Here is a 21,301-nt window from a genome sequence, read left to right on the forward strand (position 1 = left end):
GTGATCTAACGTCGGCGAAGGCTGCGGAACGGCAGCACCAGCATCCACACGAGCTGCGCCGTGAAACTGCCGCGATAGTCCGACAGGCCGATCTCGATGTCGTCATGCCCGCGCTTCGGCTGCGCGATATAGGTGCCGAAAAGGCGATCCCAGAACGGAAAATTGAACCCGTAATTGGAATCCGTCTCCCGCCTTATGGTCGAGTGATGCACGCGGTGCATGTCCGGCGTCACCAGCACAAGACGCAGGATCCGGTCGAGACCGAGCGGGATTTTCACATTGGAATGGTTGAACATGGCCGTGCCGTTGAGCACGATCTCAAACAGGAGAACGGCCAGAACCGGCGCGCCCAGCAGCACCACGATCGCCGCTTTCCAGAGCATGGAGACGACAATCTCCAGCGGATGGAAGCGCAGCCCCGTGGTCACGTCGAAACCATTGTCGGCGTGGTGCATGCGGTGGATGCGCCATAGAAGCGGGATCTTGTGGCTTGCCACATGCTCCAGCCAAACGGCGAAATCCAGAATGATGAATGAGATGACGCCGGCAAGAAGCGGATGGACGCCAAGGGCATGAAAAAGCCCCCAGCCCTCCGCCTCGGCCCACATGGCGGCCCCCACGGCGGCGGCGGGAAACACCACCCGCATCATCGCAGACGAGATCAACACCATTGAAAGATTGGCAAACCATCGGCGCGATTTCAGCGCGCCGACCATTTCGGGTCGCTCGAGCCGCGGCGACCACAACTCGTAAAGCGCCATGATCGAAAAGATGCCGACAAAGGCGAAGAGGCGGATGGCCGCTTCGGAGAAGAGAAAAGAAGTCATGCCGCCATTATTCCGTAGCGCCGTTCAAACGCCAGTCACATGCGCTTGAACGGCCATATGTGTCAGCCGAGCGCCCGCTTGCGCGCCTGCGCCGTGCGCTCGATGGCGGCGGCGACCAGCGGCTCCAGATGCAGCCTGCTGCGCACGATGTGCAGCAGGCGCTTTTCTTCCGGTTCCACATGCCGGTCTGCTGCGACAACCTCGACAGCCAGCGCATAGGCGGTGTCGTGCAGCCTGGCAGGCACGGTGTCGCGCACGGCGTTCAGAATACGCTCAAGCCCGTCATCTTCCTGAAGGATCTGCTGGCACTGCCGCGCCACCTCGATAATCCGGTTGTCGTCGAACTCCTGAAAAACCGGCCAGGAGCGGATCGTGTCGCCGATAATGGCAAGTTCCGCATCGGTCATGTCGCGGTCGGCGGCCGACATGACGACCATCAGGTAAATCAGGGCTTCGTGGGCGGACGGCTGCGCCATCTTGTTCTCCGCTATCACAATAAGGGAGCCTGAAAGTAGGTAGCCGGGCGTCATGCCGCAATGAAAAATCGTCGCTTCGATTGACGCACCGGCTGAGCCGCCTTACAGGCTTGGCCCTTGATCGAAACGAAATTCTGGAAAGCGACATGACGACGGCAAGCCAGGACGCGCTTGAATTGACGCCCGAAGTGATTGAGGCCGCAGCCGAGAGCAAGGCGTGGCCCTTCGAAGAGGCGCGCAAAATCGTCAAACGCTACGAAGGCGGCTTCCCCGAAACCGTGCTCTTCGAGACGGGCTACGGCCCCTCGGGCCTGCCGCATATCGGCACTTTCGGCGAAGTGGCCCGCACCTCCATGGTGCGCCATGCCTTCCGCGTGCTCACCGAAGACAGGATCAAGACCAAGATCCTGTGCTTCTCCGATGACATGGACGGCCTGCGCAAGGTGCCGGACAATGTGCCCAACAAGGAGATGCTGCGAACGCATCTGGGCAAGCCGCTGACAAAGGTGCCGGACCCGTTCTCCAACGAATACCCATCCTTCGGCGCGGCCAACAATGCGCGGCTTCGCGCGTTCCTCGACCGGTTCGGCTTCGACTACGAGTTCGCCTCCTCGACCGAGTACTACGCCGCCGGCCGCTTCGACGAAATGCTGCTCACCATGCTCGAGCGCTACGATGCGGTGATGGACATCATGCTGCCATCGCTGCGTGAGGAGCGCGCGCAGACCTATTCGCCCTTCCTGCCCATCCACCCGAAGACGGGCGTGGTGATGCAGGTCGCTCTGGAAGAGCGCAAGCTCGACGCAGGCAGCATTGTCTGGCGCGATCCCGAAAGCGGCGAATTGTTCGAGACGCCCGTGACCGGCGGCCACTGCAAGCTGCAGTGGAAGCCCGACTGGGCCATGCGCTGGGCCGCGCTGGACGTCGATTACGAAATGTCCGGCAAGGATCTGATCGACAGCGTCAAGCTGGCAGCGCAGATCTGCGCAGCACTTGGCAAGAAGCCGCCGGAAGGCTTCAACTACGAACTGTTCCTGGACGAGAACGGCCAGAAGATCTCCAAGTCCAAGGGCAATGGCCTGACCATCGACGAGTGGCTCGCCTATGCCCCGACCGAGAGCCTCTCGCTTTACATGTTCCAGAAGCCGAAAGCGGCCAAGAAGCTCTATTTCGACGTGATCCCGCGCGCGGTGGACGAGTATTACACCTTCCTGTCGGCCTATGACCGTCAGGACTGGAAGAACCGTCTGGGCAACCCGGTCTGGCACATCCATGACGGCACACCGCCGGAAATCGAACTGCCGGTGCCGTTTGCGCTGCTGCTCAATCTGGTCAGCGCCTCCAACGCGCAGAACACGGACGTTCTGTGGGGCTTCATCTCGCGCTATGCGCCCGGCGTCACGCCGCAGACGCATCCCGAGCTGGACCGTCTCACCGGCTATGCGCTGCGTTACTTCGAGGATTTCGTGAAGCCGTCCAAGGCGTTCCGCGCGCCCGACGAGGTCGAGCGCGAGGCGCTTGCCGGCATCAACGAAGCCCTTGGCGCACTGCCGGCCGACGCCGATGGCGAAGCCATCCAGAACGCCATTCTGGATGTGGCGCGCGGCATCGAGCGGTATCAGGATCACAAGCGCAAGAGCCCGAATGGCGGGCCGGGTGTCTCGGTCGCCTTCTTCCAGATGCTCTATCAGGTGCTTCTGGGCCAGGAACGCGGCCCCCGCTTCGGTTCCTTCGCAGCGCTTTACGGCATCGCCGAAACGCGCGGCCTCATCACTGCCGCGCTCAACGACGAGCTGTCGGCCTGACAAACGGATCTGGCCTTTTCGCGCTCCCTGAGTCGCGCTTCTTGAGCGGGAAGAGGCCAGTCCCTTCAAGATCTCGGATTACGAGCCGGAAGGCCCGCCGCTGAATATGCCCTTGCCGGCATTGCGGGCCGCCTTCGCCTCTTCGGCGTAAGGGCCATCTGGGCTTGCGAGCGCCCAGCCATTTTCCACCAGCCAGCTGCCCACATCGTAACCGGCGAGCGAACAGCGCATCGGCGCATCGCTCTCATTATCGGAAGCAGCTTCGCCCGCCGCCCCGCCTTCCGCATGGCACTCCAGCGCGCGCCCGCGAAGCCAATAGCGAAACGCCGTGCGCGCCCGCTTGCCGCAAAGCCAGGCCCCGCCGCTGCTCGCATCACAGGACTGGTCCGCGCCGATGACGCGGATGCCGGCAATCGTGATGGTGCGTCCTTCGGATTCGAACATGCCCGCCGCAATGGCGACAGGCCGATAATAGAGCGTGTCCTGCGGCTTGGGCTCGGGAGCGGGGCCTGCAAGCACGCTGAGCGGCTCGCGGGGCTGCGCCCGTTCAAGCCCGGTGGAATCGATCAGCGGCGGCGCGACAAGCTCCGGCGCGATGACACGCGGCTGCCGGCGCTCCTGCGCCTGCGCGGAACCGGGCGTCAGGAGTGCAGCAGCGCCAGAAAGAAGCGCCAGTGAAAGAACGCCTGCCCTCTTCATTACTGGCTCGCCCACACGATACGCGCCATCCATTCCATCTGCGCTATCTCGATCACACGATTGGGATGTTCGGGGTTCAGCGAAAGCAGTTCGACCTGCTCGCTCGTCTGCCGCAGCAGAACCTTGGCCATGACCTCGCCGCCCGCCGTCTTGACCACCACACGATCGCCACGCCGTAAGCGGGCCGTGGGATCGACGATCAGCGTGTCGCCGTCACGATAGAGCGGCATCATGGATTCACCCTGCACCTGAAGCGCATAAGCGCCTTCGCGCGCCGCGCCCGGCAAATCCACCTGCTCCCAGCCCTCGCCGAGCGGGAACCCGGCATCGTCGAAGAAACCGCCGGCGCCCGCCTGCGCAAAGCCGATCAGAGGCACGCTGGACGGTGGATTTCCATAAGGTTCGGTGGGCCTAGCGTCACGCTGCAGAAGCGCAAAGAACTCCGACAGCGTCGTGCCCGTGGCAAGCATGATCTTCGACAGGGATTCGGTTGACGGCCAGCGCGGGCGTCCATCGGCTGAAAGGCGCTTCGACTTGTTGAAGGCAGTCGAATCCAGGCCTGCCTTCCGGGCCAGACCGGAGGCGGAAAGCGAGTGACGCGCCGCCAGCGCGTCTATGGCTGCCCAGACCTTGTCGTGCGAAAGCACGCGACACATCCTTCCGGTATCAAAGGGACAGGAAAATATACCTGTCTTTTGCTTTTAGCGCCGGCGGCAGGGCTTGTCCACAAACCCATGCTTGCCGCCACACGCGCCACACCCGCAAATTAAGCCGACTTACTATCAAGTGACATTGCGGGCTTCCCTGCACCATGCAGGGGGCATCACGTCACGGTCAGCGCGGAGCGCGCTTGGCCAGAATACGCTGCAGTGTGCGGCGATGCATGTTCAAACGCCGCGCCGTTTCCGAAACGTTGCGGTCGCACATCTCGTAAACCCGCTGGATATGCTCCCAGCGCACGCGGTCGGCGGACATCGGATTTTCCGGCGGCGCAACCTTTTCGCCCGACTGCCGCGTCAGGGCGGCGTAGATGTCGTCGGCATCGGCAGGCTTTGCCAGATAATCGACAGCGCCAAGTTTCACCGCCGTCACGGCCGTGGCGATGTTGCCATAACCGGTCAGAATGACCGTCCGCGCATCCTTGCGCTTTTCACGGATGGTGGCCACCACGTCGAGGCCATTGCCATCGGCAAGGCGCATGTCGACCACGGCGAAAGCCGGCGGCGTGGCCCTTGCGCGCGCAACGGCTTCTTCCACGCTCTCGGCCGTTTCCACCGTGAAACCACGGCTTTCCATCGCCCGCGCCAGACGCGTCAGAAAGGGTTTGTCATCGTCAACGATGAGAAGGGAGCGGTCTTCGCCCAGAGCGGCGTCCGGGTCTTCCACGGTGTCGCTTGTCATATCCAACACGTTCAGCACGTTACTCTTCCTAGAATCTTTCTAGCCTAAATCTGTCAGCTTTCCAATTTAGGACTATTTTCGCCCATTTCCAGATTGTTATCCGGAGCAACAAATACGGCTCTGGGCCAGATAACCTCGGCATAAGCGCCTTTTCCGCTTTCGGCGAGGTTACCAAAACGAATCTGTGCGCCCGAGCGCTCAAGCAGCGTCTTGGCGATGAACAGACCAAGCCCGAGCCCGCCGCCACTGCTGGAGCCCGGCGCGCGCTTGGACATATAGGGTTCGCCGATCCGGTCAAGGATTTCAGCCGGGAAGCCGTGTCCGTCATCGATCACCAGAAGGCCGACCTTGTAGGAATCCCAGTGCCAGCGGATCGTCACGCTCTCTTTCGCGAAGTCGACCGCGTTCTCGACCAGATTGCCAAGCCCGTAGATCACACCGGGATTGCGCCGCCCCACGGGCTCCGGCCCGTCGGTCACGCCGGGCTCCAGGCGGATATCGATGCCGAAATCGCGATGCGGGGCCGCCGTTTCCTCGATCAGCGAGGTGAAGGGCTGCCGCGCCATATGCGCCTCGCCCTCCGATGACAGGCTTGTGAGCTGGCGCAGGATCTCGCGGCAGCGCTCGCTCTGGGTGCGCAGGAGCGTCACATCTTCGCTGAAGCGGTCGTCATTGCCGAGCGCACGCTCCATCTCGCGCGCCACCAGCGCAATGGTGGCAAGCGGGGTGCCGAGTTCATGCGCGGCGGCAGCAGCCAGACCATCGAGCGCCGAAATATGCTGTTCGCGCTGCAGCACGAGTTCGGTGGCGGCGAGCGCATTGGCCAGAAGCCGCGCCTCCTTCGCCACCCGGTAGGCATAAACACCCGTAAACGCGATACTCGACACCACGGCGATCCACACGCCGATGATGTAGATCAGGGGCATCACCAGCTCCGTCCCCGGGAACCAGGGAAGCGGGCGATGGAACACGGCGAGCGCCGTTGTCAGCGCCACCACCAGAAAGCCAAGAAGCGCAGTCCAGCGCAACGGCAGCGATGTGGCCGAGATCACCACCGGCACCGTCATCAAAAGCGAGAACGGGTTGGTGAGACCGCCCGTCATGTAGAGCAGGCCCGCCAGCTGAAACGCATCGAATGTAAGAATGCCGAGAGCGGGCAGCGGCGCAAGCCGGTGCGCCACGGAATATCTGAGCGCCAGATGCACGTTGAGCCAGGCGGATGCCGCGATCAGCGCAAAGCACATGCCCACCGGCAGCGGGAAGTCAAGCCCGAAGGCGACAACGATCACCGCCGCGCTCTGACCGATGATCGCCAGCCAGCGCAGCTTGATGAGCGTGTTGAGCCGCAGGCCGTGGCTCGGATCGTGTGCCCTGATATCCTCAAGCATGGCGGCGTTATGGGGGAAGTCCGCCCGCACTCCAAGGATTATTTTTTGCGCGGTTTGGCGCGATGTGTCGCGGCTGCGTTCGCCGGATCTTCCGGCCAAACATGCTTGGGGTAGCGCCCGCGCATGTCAGCGCGCACATCCGCCCACGATCCGGCCCAGAAGCCCGGCAGGTCCCGGGTAGTCTGGATTGGCCGGTGCGCCGGCGACAGAAGCTCCAGCTTGAGCGGAATGCCATCGGCCACCGTCGGGTGTTCGGTCAGGCCGAAAAGCTCCTGCACGCGGATCGCCAGAACCGGCCCCTCCGCCTCATAGCGAATGGGCACATGGCTGCCCGAAGGCGCGTCGTAATGGCTGGGCGCCATCTTGCCGATGCGCCTTTGAAACTCGTGCGGCACCAATGCAGTCAGCCCTTCGCGCAGGATGTGCGGCGCCAGTCTGGAAAGCGACGCCTCGCCGGTGAGAAAGGGCAGAAGCCACTCATCCAGCCGGTCGAGAAGCGCCTCGTCGGACATGTCCGGCCATGGATCGCCCTTCGCCGCATGAAGCCAGGCAAGCTTGCCCCGAAGCGCCTTCGCCTCCCTGTCCCATGGCAGGAGCGACAGCCCGTTTGCCCGAACGGCGTCGATCACCGCGCGGTCGGCGGCAGCGCCCGATGGCGGCGGCAAAACCTGCTCGGCCAGCACCAGCGCGCCCAGCCGGCGCACCCGTCGTTGCCTGAGCGTGCCCGCGCTCCGGTCAAAGCGTGTCTCGGTAACCTCCTCGATCAGATGTCCGAGTGCCGCCACGATCTCTTCTTCGTCAATCGCCGCTGCCGAGGCGATGCGCGCATTCTGCGCCCGCCCCTGCAGATCGGCGACGACCAGAAAGGCGCTGCCGGCAAGCCGCTCCTCCGGGGCAAGCACGCCGCCACGACCATTCGCCATGACGAAATGCCCATGTGCGCCCCGCGCCTTTGCAACGCGGTCGGGCCAGGCGTTGATGAGCAGAGCGCCCGCATGCGGCGCATCGCCGGCGCGTTCGCCACCGGCAGACCTGGCAAGCCGCGCGGCCAGTCGGCGCGCCTGTTCCGCCCGCGCACCCCGCTCCCTGCGGAAGCGCTGCAACCGGTCGTCCAGATCGGCAGACCGGCCACCCAGCCCGCGCTCCGAAAGGAGTACGGCGAGTTCGGCTGCGGCCAGCGCGTGACCATCTTCCGCCGCGCGCGCCACCATATGCGCCAGCCGCACCGGCAGGGCGAGCCTGCGCATCGCTTCGCCCGCCGCCGTCAACCGCCCCGCCTCGTCCAGCGCCTCAAGCCGCTGCAAGAGGCTGCGCGCCTCGGCAACCGCCGCAGCCGGCGGCGCGTCGAGAAAGGAAAGAGAAGCCGGGTCGCTCACGCCGAAGGCAGCGCAGTCGAGCAGCAGGCCCGACAGATCCGCCTCCAGAATTTCCGGCGGCGTGAAGGCGGGCAGCGCCGCCGTCTGTTCCGCCCGCCAGAGCCGAAGCGCAATGCCCGGCGCGGTGCGCCCCGCGCGACCCGCCCGCTGATCGGCGGAAGCGCGCGAAACGCGCACCGTTTCAAGCCGCGTCAGCCCCGTTGAGGGCTCGAATTTCGGCAGCCGCGACAGGCCGCTGTCGATCACCACGCGCACGCCGTCAATGGTAACCGAGGTTTCCGCAATGGCCGTCGCCAGAACCACCTTGCGCCGCCCCGCATCCGCCGGGCGGATGGCCGCATCCTGCGCCCGCCCGTCGAGACCGCCATAAAGCGGCGTGATGTCCACATCGGCGGGCAGCCGTTCGGCAAGACGCTCCGCCGTTCGCTCGATCTCGCGCTGACCGGGCAGGAAGGCGAGCACGCTGCCCTCCTCCTCCGCCAGAACCGTGCGCACCGCCCGCGCCATCGTTTCCTCGATGGCCTCGCCGGCGGGCCGTTCCGCATGGCGCAGCTCGACGGGAAAGCTCCGCCCCTCGCTTTCGATCACCGGCGCATCGCCAAGAAGCGCCGCCACCCGCGCGCCGTCAAGCGTGGCCGACATGACCAGAAGCCGCAGGTCCGGCCGCAATGCGGCCTGCGCATCGAGCGCCAGCGCCAGCGCGAAATCGCCATCGAGCGAGCGTTCGTGAAACTCGTCAAACAGCACCGCTGCGATGCCGGAAAGCTCCGGGTCATCAACGATCATGCGCGCGAGAACGCCTTCCGTCACCACGAGAATGCGCGTTCTGGCGGAGACCTTTCGCTCCATGCGCATGGCGTAGCCGACGGTCTCGCCCGGCTCCTCGCCAAGGATTGCCGCCATGCGCCGGGCCGCAGCCCGCGCGGCAAGCCGGCGCGGCTCCAGAAGCACGATGCGACCGCGCGACGCCCATTCGGCGTCCAGAAGCGCGAGCGGCGCAAGCGTCGTCTTGCCCGCTCCCGGCGGTGCGACCAGCACCGCCTTGCCCTGCGTCTCCAGCGCCGCGCTCAGCACTGGCAGCACTTCCGTTACCGGAAGATCGGGGAGTTTCGGTCTCTCCATCACGCGCCAATCCGCACGATGTCGCCGCCGGCGGCCTCCGCGTCAGCCTCGTCATGCGTCACCAGAAGCACCGGCAGCCCGCTATCGCACGCCTTGGAGAACACCAGTTCGCGGGTCTGTGCACGCAATTCAGCATCAAGCTTGGAAAAGGGCTCATCCAGAAGCAGGGCGCGCGGCGAAGAGGCCAGCACACGCGCCAGCGCCACACGCGCCTTCTGCCCGCCCGACAGCGTTGCCGGATCGCGCGCCTCGAGCCCCGCAAGGCCCACGCCCTCAAGCGCCTGTGCGACACGCGCCGCCCGCGCCGCGCGGCCGCGCACCGCCTCCGGCAGCGCGAACATCAGATTGCCGCCCACACTCATATGCGGAAACAGAAGCGGATCCTGAAAAAGCACGCCCACATGCCGGTCTTCAGGCTTCAGCGCCGTTACCTCGGTTCCATCGACGAAAACCCTGCCACGCGCCGAAAACACCGGATCGAGAAACCCGCCAATATAGGCGAGCAGCGTGGATTTTCCCGCACCAGACGGCCCCATGACCGTCAGCACCCCGCCGGGCGCAACCCGTCTGGTCAGCGAAACGATCTCGCGCCCTTCAAGGGCAATCGTCACCCGGTCGATGAAGAGTCCGGCTTCCGTCAAATCCCGTGTCCGTTCAAACATGCATGTCGCGATACCGGCGGAATATCAGCGCCGGTACGATTGTGGCAACGGCAAAGCCGGCGGCCGGCAGCACCATCTGCATGAAGGCATAGATGCCGATCACGCGGCGATTGCCACCCGAGGCGAGCGCCACCGCCTCTGTGGTTATCGTCGTCAGCCGCCCCGCGCCGATCAGCACCGTGGGCAGATAGAGCCCCACTGACACCGAAAAGCCGATGGCCGCAACGGCAAGAAGCGGCCGCGCCAGCATCGGCAGGCGGATCTGAAAGAACCGCCGCACCGGCCCCTTGCCGAGCCCCGCCGCAATCTGGTCGTAGCGCCGGTCGAAGGCCCGCCAGGGGTCTTTCAGGGCGAGCCAGGCATAGGGCAACACGAAGACGAGATGCGCGAAGACGAGCGCCGCCAGCGTCGCCTCCACACCGGTCAGGATGAAGAGAAGCTGGAGCCCGAACAGGAACGCCACCTGCGGCACCAGAAGCGGCAGATAGAGAAGCGCCAGCGCGCCCCGCCCCGGCGGATGCCCCATCTCATCCTCCCGCACGAAACACAATATGGCGATCACCGCCGCAACGAATGTGGAGATGAACGCCACGAACAGCGTGGTTGCCAGCGGCTCCACCAGATTGGGCAGAACCCGCATCCAGTTGCGCAGATCGAAGCGCGCCGGCAGCAGGTCGGGATATTGCCAGAGGCCCGCCACCGACCACAGGCCGAGCGCCACAAGCCCGGCAAAGATTGCGCAGGCAGACACAAGCATCGCGGCCAGCGCGCCCCAGCGCAGAACACGGTCACGCCGAAAGCGCCGCCCGGCGCAGGAAAACCGGTCGCGCAGCCGCGCGCCGAGCTTCTCGAAGCCGATCCAGATCAGGATTGCGGCGGCCGTGACGCCCAGTTGAAGCACCGCCCCCGCCGACGCCAGAAAGCGCATGGAGAGGTCGGGATCGTTCATCCAGTCGACCAGCCGAACCGCCAGCGGCGCGGGCGTGGTCGGGCCCAGAATGGCGGCCACATCCACCACCGATGTGGCAAAGGCGATGACCGCGAAAACCGGCAGACGGATCTGCGGATAGATCGACGGCCAGAGGCCGAACACGAAACCGGAGATGCGCCCATATCCCATTGACGCAATGAGTGCCCGCATGCGCGCCGGCTTCACCTGCGGCAGTGCGGCCAGCGTGACGAGAAGCAGGAACGGGATTTCCTTCACGATCAGGCCCGCCATCATCGACAGGCCGAACGGATCATGCACGATCAGGAGGTCGGGCGGGCGCTCCCAGCCGGTCAGCCCCGGCGAGATCAGCCGCGCGATCATGCCCGATGGCGCGATGAGAAAGGCGAGCGCGAAGGCGCTGGCCGCGTGCGGCACGGAAAGCAGCGGCGAAATCAGATGCTGGATGCGTGCAAAGTGCCGCGTGCCGCCCCAGGCGGCGGTGAAAAGCATCACCACCGCAAGCGAGATCGCCGCCGTCGCAAGCCCGCTGACGAGGCTCATCAGCGCCGACATGAAAATGGCCGGCTCGGAAAACAGCATGGCGAAGGGCGCAAGCCCGAACTCCATGCCACCCAGCGCCGGCAGATAGCCGAAGGCCGGCAACAATGTGCCGGCCAGCCCGAACGCGACCGGAACGGTCAGAAGCCCGATGGCGAGAAAGGGACCGAGGCGCGTCAGCATCAGGCTGGTCCCATGCCTTGGCTAATTTCCAACCCCATAGCGCCGTTTCCACTCGGTTTCGATGCGCTCCATCCAGCTCGGATGCGGCTCGTCCAGCGCCGGGCCGAGTTCGTCGGGCCGCAGCGTTGCGACGCCGAGATCGATGGCGTCGAAGCGGGCGCGGTCATCCACATCCAGCCTGTCGAGCGCGAGCACCGTCGGATCGCCCCAGATGGCTGGATCCTGCTTGCGCGCCTGTGCCTCGGGCGACATCAGGAAATTGGCAGCGACCAGCGCCCCCGCCTTTGCCGAAGCATTGTAGGGGATGGTCAGGAAGTGGGTGTTGGCCAGCGTGCCGCCGGGAAAGGTGAAGGAACGCACCGTGTCCGGCAGCTCGCCATTGGCAATGGCGTTCGAGGCTTCAGCCGGATTGAAGGCGAAGATGATGTCGAGTTCGGAATCGGCCAGAAGCTGCTTCATCGCCGGGTAATTCTGCGGATAGGCACGGCCGGAGCGCCACATGGCCGGGTTCAGCGCATCGAGATAGTCGAAAAGCGGCTTTGCCACCTGGTCGAACGCACTTTCATCGACCGGTTTTTGCAACACTGCCGGGTCTTCGACCGTTTCGGCCAGAACCTGCTTCAGGAAGGAAGAGCCGATGAAATCCGGCGGCTGCGGATAGGAGAAGCGGCCGGGGTTTTCCTGCGCCCATTTCAACAGCCCGTCGGCATCCTGCGGCAGGTCTTCCACATGGATGCGCGCGGTGTCGTAGAAGAAGACAAGTTTCGCCATGCCCCACGGGCTTTCCAGCCCTTCCACCGGCACGGTGAAGTCGGTGCGGATGGTCGGCTTGTTCTCGACATCCACAAAGGCCCAGTTCGGCAGTTTTTCCGCCCAGCCCGGCGAGAGGATCAGCCCCTGTTGCTTCATGGCGGCAAAGTTCTCGCCATTGATCCAGATGAGATCGACCGTTCCGCCCGCATCGCGACCGGCGGCCTTTTCCGCCACCACGGTGGCGACCGCGCTTGCCGTATCCTCAAGCTTCACATGTCTGAGCGTGACGCCGTAGCGTTCTTTCAGCGCGTCACCCGCCCACTCGATGTAATCGTTGATGTTCTGCGAACCGCCCCAGGCGTTGAAATAGACCGTTTCGCCACGCGCATCCTTCAGAACCGCATCCCAGTTCGAGGGATCGGGCTGCGTCGTATCGGCGGCGGCTGAAACCGCGCCAATGGCCAGAAGTGCAGTCGAAAATAGCAGTGCGCGCAAGCGAAACCCCTTTTGCCCTTGTTTGAAACCCGTTGGGATAGAGCACGTCAGGGCGGATCAAATCAACGCAAACCACCTCGCGTTGCGGTCACTTCGCGGTGAGTTGTGGGTGATGTGCGCTCTCAGCCGGTCTCGTCCGCGCCGGGTATGTGCAACTCGATACGGTCGGCGGCAAAGCGGGTCTCGGAATACTGCACGGGCTGTCCCTGCGCATCCACATTGATGGCAATGGTCACCAGAACGATCGCGCCGGGCGAAAGCTGCAGGTCTTTCAGATCGCCCGCTTCTGCGTGCCGGGCTGTTACAGTGGTGTTGTGGCGCAGATAATCGGCAAGGCCCAGTTCCCGGAACGAGGCCGTGATCGAGCGCGTTCGCGAAAAAATTTCCGCCATGCCCGCAAAGCGCTCCGCATCAAACCAGCCACGGGCGCGGGAAACGGGCCGTCCATCGGCATGCGAAAGCGTCTCCAGCCGGATCACCGGCGCGCCGGGCGAAAGACACAACGCCTTTGCAACATCAAGGCTCGCGGGCTCCACCGCATGATCGAGCAGATCGGCGGCGAGCCCGCGCGACTGCCCCGCCAGCCCTTCCGAAAAACGCGTACGGCTGCGGATGGGATAGGCCAGCCGCCTGCGTCCTTCGACAAAGGTGCCGCGCCCCTGCTCTGCGCGTAAAACGCCTTCCTGCACAAGCGCCGCAATCGCCGTGCGCACCGTGTGCCGGTTGACGCCAAAGCGCTCCGCAAGCGCCACTTCCGGCGGCATGCGCCCTCCCTGCCCCAGAAGACCTTCACTGATCTCGCGCCGCATGCGGTCGGCGATCTGCCGCCAGAGCGCAACGCCGCTGCGCCGCTCGATCACCGCTTCCTTTTTCTTCGCCTGCGCCAAAATCCCGTTCTCCCCGGCTGCGCTGTCATCAACGCGTCATGGACACCCGTTAGGCAAAACCCATAATATGTTTGGTTGTCTAGAACAATAGACAAATTGGCGAACAAGGAAGGAGACATCATGGTCTCACGACAGGAAAGACAGGCGGTCACCGAGCGGCGGCGCGAAGCAATGGCGGTGCTGGCCATGGCGAGCGGCGCCGATCTCATGCAGCTCTGGAACGAAGCCGGGCTGCCCGACGAGGCCGAAACGCTGCGCGGACCTGAAACCGGCCTTGTGACCGTTCGCGGCCGCATGGGCGGCGGCGGCGCGCCGTTCAACTTCGGCGAAGCCACCGTCACGCGCGCCACCGTCAAGCTTCCCGGCGGCGAGGTTGGCCACGCCTATGCGCTTGGCCGCGAGAAAATGAAGGTGCGGGTTGCCGCCCTCATCGACGCGCTGCGCCAGCAACCTGACCTTGAAGCCCGGATCGAGGAAAAGATCCTCGCACCGCTGCGCGCCCGCCGCATCGAGGCTGACGCGATCCGTCGCGCCGAAACGGCAGCCACCAAGGTCGACTTCTTCACCATGGTTCGCGGAGAGGACTGATGACGCTCGATTCCATCGCCATCGAAGGCGGTTTCCAGAACCCGGTCTTCGACGCCCAGACCATTTTCCGCGCCGTCATGCAGGCCATGGCCGAGCCCGGCACGATCCATAAGGGCATTGCGCTCGCCAAACCGCCCGCACCGCTGACGCCGGAGGCCGCAGCCGTCGCGCTGGCGCTTTGCGATCAGGACACGCCGATCTGGCTCGACCCCGCGCTTGCGGGCGATGAGGCGGTCCGCGCCTGGCTCGCCTTCCACACCGGCGCGCCGCTCGCCAACACGCCGGCCGATGCGCATTTCATCCTGGCGGCTGATCCCGAGCACCTGATCGGGCTGGAGAACTTTGCCCAGGGCTCGCAGGAATATCCCGACCGCTCGGCCACACTCGTTCTTCAGGTGAACGACCTTTCCGGCGGCGAGGAACTGGTTCTCGACGGCCCCGGCATCGAAAACGAGGCACGCCTCGCGCCCCGTCCCATGCCGCGTCATTTCACCCGCCAGTGGGCGCAGAACCACGCCCGCTTTCCGCGCGGTATCGACCTGATCCTGGTCAGCCGCGAGGGCCTTGCGGCCCTGCCCCGCTCCACCCGCATTACCAGCCAGGAGGCCTGAGCCATGTATGTAGCCGTCAAGGGCGGCGAAGCCGCCATCCAGAACGCGCACCGGCTTCTGGCCGACCGTCGCCGCGGCGACCGCAACCTGCCCGCCATCACGCTCGAACAGATCGCCAGCCAGCTTTCGCTTGCCGTCGACCGCGTCATGTCCGAGGGCTCGCTTTACGACACCGGCCTCGCGGCACTTGCCGTCAAGCAGGCGCGCGGCGACATGATCGAGGCGATCTTCCTTCTGCGCGCCTACCGCACCACCCTGCCGCGCTTCGGCTATACGCGCCCCGTCGACACGGCAGCGATGCTGGTCGAGCGGCGCGTCTCCGCCACCTACAAGGATCTGCCCGGCGGGCAGCTTCTCGGCCCCACCTTCGACTACACGCACCGTCTGCTTGACCCGGAACTGGCCGAAGACGCCGAACCGGCAGCGCCCGAGGCGCGCAGCGAGGCCGAAGAAGCCATGCCGCGCGTGTCCGACATTCTCGCCAATGAAGGCCTGATCGAGGAAGACGGCTCCCTGCCGGAAGACCGTGAGCCCGGCGACATCACCCGCGAGCCGCCGGAGTTTCCCATGGAGCGCGACCAGCGCCTTCAGGCCCTGTCGCGTGGCGACGAGGGGTTCCTTCTGGCGCTCGGCTATTCCACCCAGCGCGGCTATGGCCGCAACCACCCCTTCGCCGGCGAGATCCGCATTGGCGAGGTGGATGTGGAGATCGACGTGCCGGAACTCGACTTCCCGCTCACGCTCGGCCGCATCCGCGTCACCGAGTGCCAGATGGTCAACCAGTTCAAGGGCTCGCAGAAAGTGCCGCCGCAGTTCACCCGCGGCTACGGGCTGGTGTTCGGCCAGTCGGAACGCAAGGCCATGGCCATGTCGCTGTGCGACCGGGCGCTGCGCGCCAACGAGCTGGATGAAGACATCACCGCACCGGCGCAGGACGAGGAGTTCGTCATTTCGCACTGTGACAACGTGCAGGCGACCGGCTTCGTCGAGCACCTGAAGCTGCCGCACTATGTCGACTTCCAGGCCGAGCTCGGTCTGGTCCGCCAGATGCGCCGCGAATACGAGGAGCGCCGCGAGGGCGCAGCCGCAGACACCGAGCGCCGGGAGGCCGCCGAATGAACGCCCACACCGACAACATCGCCCAGTACAATTTCGCCTATCTGGACGAGCAGACGAAGCGCATGATCCGCCGCGCGATCCTCAAGGCCATCGCCATTCCCGGCTATCAGGTACCCTTCGCCAGCCGCGAAATGCCGATGCCCTATGGCTGGGGCACCGGCGGTGTGCAGGTCACCGCATCGGTGATCGGAACCGACGATGTGCTCAAGGTCATCGACCAGGGCGCGGATGACACCACCAATGCCGTCTCCATCCGCGCCTTCTTCCAGAAGGTCGCCAATGTGGAGGTAACCACCCACACCGCCGACGCCACCATCATCCAGACGCGCCACCGCATCCCCGAGGAACCGCTGAATGCCGGTCAGGTGCTCGTCTATCAGGTGCCGATCCCCGAGCCACTGCGCTTCCTCGAGCCACGCGAGACCGAGACGCGCAAGATGCATGCGCTTGAGGAATACGGCCTCATGCATGTGAAGCTCTACGAGGACATCGCCCAGCACGGCCACATCGCCACAACCTTCGCCTACCCGGTCAAGGTCGAGGGGCGTTACGTGATGGACCCCTCGCCGACGCCGAAATTCGACAATCCGAAAATGCACATGTCGAAGGCGCTCCAGCTTTTCGGCGCAGGCCGCGAAAAGCGCATCTATGCCGTTCCGCCCTACACGCGGGTCGAAAGCCTCGACTTCGAGGATCATCCCTTCGAGGTGCAGACCTTCGATGAGCCCTGCGCGCTGTGCGGCGGCACGGATGTCTATCTCGACGAAGTGGTTCTCGATGATCGCGGCGGGCGCATGTTCGTCTGCTCCGACACCGACAATTGCGAGGCGCGCCGCGCCGAAGGCCATCGCGGACATCTGTCCGGCGAAGAGGCTGCAACGTGAGAAACGACAGCGCATCGATGACAGCGCCCGGATCGCGGCCCTCCTCCTTCTCCCCGTCGGCGGGGAGAAGGCGTCGGCAGGCGGATGAGGGGCTGCGCAAACTTTTGAAAATTCGCGGAGAAATCCAATGACTGACGAACCGCTGCTTCGCGTTCGCTCCATCTCGAAATTTTACGGCAACCGTATCGGCTGCAACGACATCTCCTTCGACCTGTGGCCGGGCGAGGTTCTGGCCGTGGTGGGCGAGTCCGGCTCGGGCAAGACCACCCTCCTGAACTGCCTCTCCACCCGCCTCCTGCCGACCTCCGGCACCGTGTCCTACCGCATGCGCGACGGGGCCTTCCACGACCTCTACCGCATGAGCGAAGCCGAACGCCGCTTCCTGATGCGCACCGACTGGGGCTTCGTGCACCAGAACCCCTCCGACGGTCTGCGCATGACGGTTTCCGCCGGCGCGAATGTCGGCGAGCGGCTGATGGCCGTGGGCCAGCGCCACTATGGCGACATCCGCGCCACCGCCACCGACTGGCTCGGCCGTGTGGAGATCTCCAGCGACCGCATCGACGACCAGCCGCGCGCCTTTTCCGGCGGCATGCGCCAGCGCCTGCAAATCGCCCGCAACCTCGTCACCGGCCCGCGCCTCGTCTTCATGGATGAGCCGACCGGCGGTCTCGACGTGTCGGTGCAGGCCCGCCTGCTCGATCTCCTGCGCGGCCTCGTTCACGAACTTGGCCTGTCCGCCATCGTCGTTACCCACGACCTCGCGGTCGCCCGCCTTCTCTCCCACCGCATGATCGTCATGAAGGACGGTCACGTGGTCGAAAGCGGCCTCACCGACCGGGTGCTCGACGATCCGCAGGCGCCCTACACCCAGCTTCTCGTTTCCTCCATCCTGCAGGTGTGATCATGGCAACGCCCCTCGTCGTCTCCGAAGTCTGCAAGAGCTTCACCATGCATCTCCAGGGCGGCATCCGCCTGCCCGTGGTGTCCGATGTCTCCTTCTCGCTCTCCGCCGGCGAATGCGCCGTGCTTGGCGGCCCCTCGGGCGCCGGCAAGAGCTCCATCCTCAAGATGATCTATGGCAGCTACGCCATCGACACCGGTCAGGTGATCGTCAGCCATGACGGCAATCTGGTGAACCTCGCCACCGCCGATCCGCGCACCGTCATCGCCATCCGCCGCGACACGATTGGCTATGTCAGCCAGTTCCTGCGCGCCGTGCCGCGCGTTTCCGCGCGCGACGTTGTAGCCGAACCGCTCATCGCGCGCGGCGAAGTTCTGGAAACCGCCCGCGGCAGGGCCGAGATGCTGCTCGAGCGCCTCAACCTGCCCGAGCGCCTGTGGGATCTGCCGCCCGCCACCTTCTCCGGCGGCGAGCAGCAGCGCGTGAACATCGCCCGCGGCTTCATCACCGACCACCCCGTTCTGCTGCTCGATGAACCGACCGCTTCGCTCGACAAGGCAAACCGCGAAATCGTGGTTTCCATGATCGACGAGAAGAAGAAGGCGGGCGTCGCCCTTCTCGGCATCTTCCACGATCAGGATGTGCGCGAGATCGTCGCCGACCGCATCATCGACGTCACCGACTTCGCACCAGGCAGGAAAGCGGCATGAAACAGCTCTCGGAAAAGCCGGCCATTCACCCCACCGCAAAGGTCGTAGAATCCACGCTCGGCCGCTACACCGAAATCGGCGAGCGGTCCCGCGTGCAGGAAACGGCGTTCGGCGACTACTCATACATGACGCAGGATTGCAGCGTCTGGTGCGCGCAGATCGGCAAGTTCTCCAACATCGCCGCCGCCGTGCGCATCAACGCCACGAACCACCCCACATGGCGGCCGACCCTGCACCATTTCACCTACCGCTCCGGCGATTACTGGCCGGATGCCGAGCATGACGCCCAGTTCTTCGAATGGCGGCGGGAGAATATGGTGCGGATCGGTCACGACACATGGCTTGGCCATGGCTGCACGATCCTGCCCGGCGTCACCGTCGGCGATGGTGCGGTGATCGGCGCAGGCGCGGTCGTGTCGAAGGATGTCGCGCCCTACACGATTGTCGGCGGTGTTCCCGCCCGCCCGATCCGCGAGCGTTTCGACCGCAAAACCGCCGAGCGCTATCAGGCGCTTGCCTGGTGGGACTGGGACCATGACCGGCTGCGCGCCGCACTGGACGACTTCCGCTCGCTGAACGCGGAGGAATTCCTGGAAAAGCACGGCGGCTAAAGCAATTCCAGGAAAAGCGGGAACCGGTTTTCCGTCCGGAATTGCGTAAAAGAAGATCCGATTTATTGATGGAGCATCGGAGAAACCGGAAGCCGGTTATCGCTTTCCGGTCCGATGCTCTCATCGCCGCGCCAACGGGTCGCAGTTTTCCCTGAATATGATTGTCATGTTTTTATTGACAGGAACGCCCGTCCGCGTGTTCTATGCGCCTGCATCTGCGCGATGCGTCCATGGTGTTGGGGCCTTTAACCCTTTCGATCGCAGGACGTCTGTCGTCGCCCGCAAGCCCTGCCTGCCACAAAACCTGCCGGCAGTCTTTCGCTGATACGGGCGCGTTTTCCGACACACTCCGGCACGAAGGTTCAACCCTTGCCTGTGGGCTTGACCTTGCAAAGCCACGGAGCGTTTGACGTCGCCATGCTCGTCTGTCAGTGCAACCTGATCACCCAGAAAGAGGTCGAGGACACCATCGTTTCGATGCTGGACGAAGACCCCTGGCAGCTCATCGTGCCGGCCAAGGTCTATCACACGCTTTCCAAACGAGGTCGCTGTTGCGGCTGCTTCCCAAATGTGGTGGAAACGATCATCCGTGTAACGGAAGAATACCACCACCGTCACGCCGAAAGCGAAGGCGCTGAAGTCGTGACATATCTTGACCAGGTTCGCGCCCTGCGCGAGCGCTACGGGAGCAGGTTTAATGAAAGGCGACAAAAAGGTTATCGAGCGGCTTAACGAAGCCCTCACCCATGAACTCGGGGCGGTCAACCAGTACTGGCTGCACTATCGCCTTCTGGAAGACTGGGGCTTCACCAAACTGGCGAAGAAGGAACGCGAGGAATCCATCGAGGAGATGCACCACGCCGACAAGCTGGTCGAGCGCATCATCTTCCTTGAAGGTCATCCCAACCTGCAGGTCGTTGGACCGCTGCGCATCGGCCAGAACCTCAAAGAGGTTCTCGAAGCCGATCTGGCTGGCGAGCACGATGCCCGCAAGCTGTACAAAGAGGCCCGCGACGACTGTAACGCCGCCGGCGACTACGTATCCATGAAACTGTTTGAAGAGCTTCTGGCCGATGAGGAAGGCCATATCGACTTCCTCGAAACCCAGCTTGAGCTTCTTGAGACCATCGGCGAGGCCAAATACGGCCAGCTGAACGCCGGCTCTGCCGACGAAGCCGAGTAATCTGGCTTAGGAATGGCCGGTCGAGCACCCGCTCCCGGCCATTCCACTCCCGTGATCAATGCGCTCTTGGCCGCTGTTTTGCACCCGGAACGAGCGCCGCATCGCCCAGCTTGCGCGCCGCCCCGGTTCGCTCCGCCACCACGATCAGCCCTTCTATGGGCTCACCGCGATCCATCCGGATCGCCGCCTTCTCCAAAAGGACCGGCTCGAACCCCGCTTCCGCCAGCGCTGCACGCAGATGCGGCTCGGAATGGGCATAACGGCGCGAGGCGCGCAGCACCATTGCCTCCGGCCCCGCGTGATGTTCGACCGAGAAGACGAAGAGCGCTCCCGGCGCAAGCGACGCGCCCGCCGTCGCAAAAAGCCGCTCCAGCGCGCCCAGATACATGAACACATCGGCCGCCGTCACCAGGTCGGCCCTGCGCGGCAGGGTCGAAAGTGCTGCCAGATCGGCCCGCTCCAGACGGTCGTATATGTGCTTTCCCCCGGCCCGCTTCAGCATCTCGGCGGAGATATCGAGCCCTTCCAGAAAGCTCACGCGGGATCGCAGGCGCTCGCCCATGAGGCCGGTGCCGCAGCCAAGATCGACCGCATGGGCAAAGCTGTCGCGACCAAGGCGCAGAAGCGCCTCTTCCAGCAATTGCGGCACGCGGTAGCCAAGCTTGTCCACCAGCGAAGCGTCGAAGGTTTCGGCATATTGATCGAACAGCGTTTCGACAAAGGCGGAAGGAGCGGCTTCAAGACCGTCCAGCGCGCCATGCAGCTCAAGCTTGAGCGCCGCGCCCAGCCTGTCTTCGCGATCAAGCCGCAGCACCGTGCGCCAGGCGTCCACCGCCGCCGCGATCTCGCCGGCCTCGGCCAGCATCTCGCCATGTCGATAATGCCCTGCGATCCAGTCCGGCGCGAGTTCCAGCGCCTCGCCCATCAGGCCGGCTGCCGCTGCAAACTCCCCGTTTTCCAGCAACATCTCGGCGTACTCCGCCCGGCGATCGGCCAGGAGGTTACCCGAGGTGAAGATGAATGGGTTCATACAGTTTGAATTTTTCCGGGGTGCCCTGGGTCAGGACCCACGCGGGCGGTGGGCGTTTATGCTCCCGGAAATCTCTCCTGACAAGCATATCTTTCACC

At 64.5% G+C, this 21,301-nt stretch carries 22 protein-coding genes; 10 read left to right on the plus strand and 12 right to left on the minus strand.

Annotation, left to right across the window (positions count from 1 at the left end):
• Window positions 1–5: 5 nt before the first annotated feature.
• On the minus strand, window positions 6–827 hold the full coding sequence (locus JYP46_RS16035) for a sterol desaturase family protein (protein ID WP_206548681.1): 822 nt from the start codon (window positions 825–827) through the stop codon (window positions 6–8).
• A gap of 62 nt (window positions 828–889) precedes the next feature.
• Entirely contained in the window at window positions 890–1,303 is a 414-nt protein-coding gene (locus tag JYP46_RS16040; protein WP_113154002.1) for a tellurite resistance TerB family protein, read from the minus strand.
• Window positions 1,304–1,449: 146 nt separating this feature from the next.
• Between JYP46_RS16040 and JYP46_RS16045 the strand changes: the two genes are divergently transcribed.
• Window positions 1,450–3,108, plus strand: coding sequence for a lysine--tRNA ligase (locus tag JYP46_RS16045; RefSeq protein WP_206548682.1), 1,659 nt, complete (start codon window positions 1,450–1,452; stop codon window positions 3,106–3,108).
• A 78-nt stretch (window positions 3,109–3,186) separates the two neighbouring features.
• Here JYP46_RS16045 and JYP46_RS16050 read toward each other — a convergent pair whose 3' ends face one another.
• The 9 genes from JYP46_RS16050 to phnF all read right to left on the minus strand — a co-directional run bounded on the left by JYP46_RS16050 (window position 3,187) and on the right by phnF (window position 13,563).
• Window positions 3,187–3,807 carry a thermonuclease family protein gene (locus JYP46_RS16050; RefSeq protein WP_222474189.1) on the minus strand — a complete coding sequence of 207 codons (621 nt, stop codon included), beginning with the start codon at window positions 3,805–3,807 and terminating at the stop codon, window positions 3,187–3,189.
• A complete protein-coding gene (locus JYP46_RS16055) occupies window positions 3,807–4,454 on the minus strand; it encodes a S24 family peptidase (protein ID WP_206548684.1) in 648 nt (215 codons plus the stop codon). Before JYP46_RS16055 ends, JYP46_RS16050 begins: the two co-directional genes overlap by 1 nt.
• 187 nt (window positions 4,455–4,641) lie before the next feature.
• Window positions 4,642–5,208, minus strand: a complete 567-nt coding sequence (locus JYP46_RS16060) for an ActR/PrrA/RegA family redox response regulator transcription factor (RefSeq protein ID WP_113153999.1) — start codon at window positions 5,206–5,208, stop codon at window positions 4,642–4,644.
• Window positions 5,209–5,261: 53 nt separating this feature from the next.
• Window positions 5,262–6,596 carry an ActS/PrrB/RegB family redox-sensitive histidine kinase gene (locus JYP46_RS16065; RefSeq protein ID WP_113153998.1) on the minus strand — a complete coding sequence of 445 codons (1,335 nt, stop codon included), beginning with the start codon at window positions 6,594–6,596 and terminating at the stop codon, window positions 5,262–5,264.
• A gap of 38 nt (window positions 6,597–6,634) precedes the next feature.
• Window positions 6,635–9,094, minus strand: a complete 2,460-nt coding sequence (hrpB, locus tag JYP46_RS16070) for an ATP-dependent helicase HrpB (RefSeq protein ID WP_206548804.1) — start codon at window positions 9,092–9,094, stop codon at window positions 6,635–6,637.
• Complete coding sequence (locus JYP46_RS16075) at window positions 9,094–9,756, minus strand: ATP-binding cassette domain-containing protein (protein WP_206548685.1); 663 nt, start codon at window positions 9,754–9,756, stop codon at window positions 9,094–9,096. The genes hrpB and JYP46_RS16075 overlap by 1 nt, the downstream gene beginning before the upstream one ends.
• Window positions 9,749–11,428, minus strand: a complete 1,680-nt coding sequence (locus JYP46_RS16080) for an ABC transporter permease (protein WP_206548686.1) — start codon at window positions 11,426–11,428, stop codon at window positions 9,749–9,751. Before JYP46_RS16080 ends, JYP46_RS16075 begins: the two co-directional genes overlap by 8 nt.
• A gap of 21 nt (window positions 11,429–11,449) precedes the next feature.
• The gene (locus JYP46_RS16085) at window positions 11,450–12,676 is read right to left on the minus strand and encodes an ABC transporter substrate-binding protein (protein WP_206548687.1); all 1,227 of its coding nucleotides are present in this window, start codon (window positions 12,674–12,676) and stop codon (window positions 11,450–11,452) included.
• A gap of 122 nt (window positions 12,677–12,798) precedes the next feature.
• Complete coding sequence (gene phnF, locus JYP46_RS16090) at window positions 12,799–13,563, minus strand: phosphonate metabolism transcriptional regulator PhnF (protein WP_206548688.1); 765 nt, start codon at window positions 13,561–13,563, stop codon at window positions 12,799–12,801.
• Window positions 13,564–13,683: 120 nt separating this feature from the next.
• Between phnF and phnG the strand changes: the two genes are divergently transcribed.
• The 9 genes from phnG (at window position 13,684) to bfr (ending at window position 20,173) form a co-directional block, all read left to right on the plus strand.
• Complete coding sequence (phnG, locus tag JYP46_RS16095) at window positions 13,684–14,151, plus strand: phosphonate C-P lyase system protein PhnG (protein ID WP_206548689.1); 468 nt, start codon at window positions 13,684–13,686, stop codon at window positions 14,149–14,151.
• The gene (phnH, locus tag JYP46_RS16100; RefSeq protein WP_206548690.1) at window positions 14,151–14,762 is read left to right on the plus strand and encodes a phosphonate C-P lyase system protein PhnH; all 612 of its coding nucleotides are present in this window, start codon (window positions 14,151–14,153) and stop codon (window positions 14,760–14,762) included. The genes phnG and phnH overlap by 1 nt, the downstream gene beginning before the upstream one ends.
• A gap of 3 nt (window positions 14,763–14,765) precedes the next feature.
• Complete coding sequence (locus JYP46_RS16105) at window positions 14,766–15,881, plus strand: carbon-phosphorus lyase complex subunit (RefSeq protein ID WP_113153990.1); 1,116 nt, start codon at window positions 14,766–14,768, stop codon at window positions 15,879–15,881.
• Window positions 15,878–16,765 (plus strand): alpha-D-ribose 1-methylphosphonate 5-phosphate C-P-lyase PhnJ, encoded by an 888-nt coding sequence (locus JYP46_RS16110; RefSeq protein WP_113153989.1) that lies wholly within the window; start codon window positions 15,878–15,880, stop codon window positions 16,763–16,765. The genes JYP46_RS16105 and JYP46_RS16110 overlap by 4 nt, the downstream gene beginning before the upstream one ends.
• Before the next feature lie 127 nt (window positions 16,766–16,892).
• Window positions 16,893–17,669, plus strand: coding sequence for a phosphonate C-P lyase system protein PhnK (gene phnK, locus JYP46_RS16115; protein WP_206544491.1), 777 nt, complete (start codon window positions 16,893–16,895; stop codon window positions 17,667–17,669).
• Window positions 17,670–17,671: 2 nt separating this feature from the next.
• Window positions 17,672–18,379 carry a phosphonate C-P lyase system protein PhnL gene (phnL, locus tag JYP46_RS16120; RefSeq protein WP_206548691.1) on the plus strand — a complete coding sequence of 236 codons (708 nt, stop codon included), beginning with the start codon at window positions 17,672–17,674 and terminating at the stop codon, window positions 18,377–18,379.
• Window positions 18,376–18,990: a DapH/DapD/GlmU-related protein gene (locus JYP46_RS16125; protein ID WP_206544489.1), complete on the plus strand. Its 615-nt coding sequence runs from the start codon at window positions 18,376–18,378 to the stop codon at window positions 18,988–18,990. Before phnL ends, JYP46_RS16125 begins: the two co-directional genes overlap by 4 nt.
• A 417-nt stretch (window positions 18,991–19,407) precedes the next feature.
• Window positions 19,408–19,722, plus strand: coding sequence for a (2Fe-2S)-binding protein (locus JYP46_RS16130; protein ID WP_113153985.1), 315 nt, complete (start codon window positions 19,408–19,410; stop codon window positions 19,720–19,722).
• Complete coding sequence (gene bfr / locus JYP46_RS16135; protein ID WP_113153984.1) at window positions 19,688–20,173, plus strand: bacterioferritin; 486 nt, start codon at window positions 19,688–19,690, stop codon at window positions 20,171–20,173. The genes JYP46_RS16130 and bfr overlap by 35 nt, the downstream gene beginning before the upstream one ends.
• 55 nt (window positions 20,174–20,228) lie before the next feature.
• On the opposite strand, the gene JYP46_RS16140 is transcribed toward bfr, so the two are convergent.
• Window positions 20,229–21,203 (minus strand): class I SAM-dependent methyltransferase, encoded by a 975-nt coding sequence (locus tag JYP46_RS16140; protein ID WP_206548692.1) that lies wholly within the window; start codon window positions 21,201–21,203, stop codon window positions 20,229–20,231.
• Window positions 21,204–21,301 lie beyond the last annotated feature (98 nt).

The sequence above is a fragment of the Nitratireductor aquimarinus genome, assembly GCF_017255295.1.
Taxonomy (GTDB): domain Bacteria; phylum Pseudomonadota; class Alphaproteobacteria; order Rhizobiales; family Rhizobiaceae; genus Nitratireductor; species Nitratireductor aquimarinus.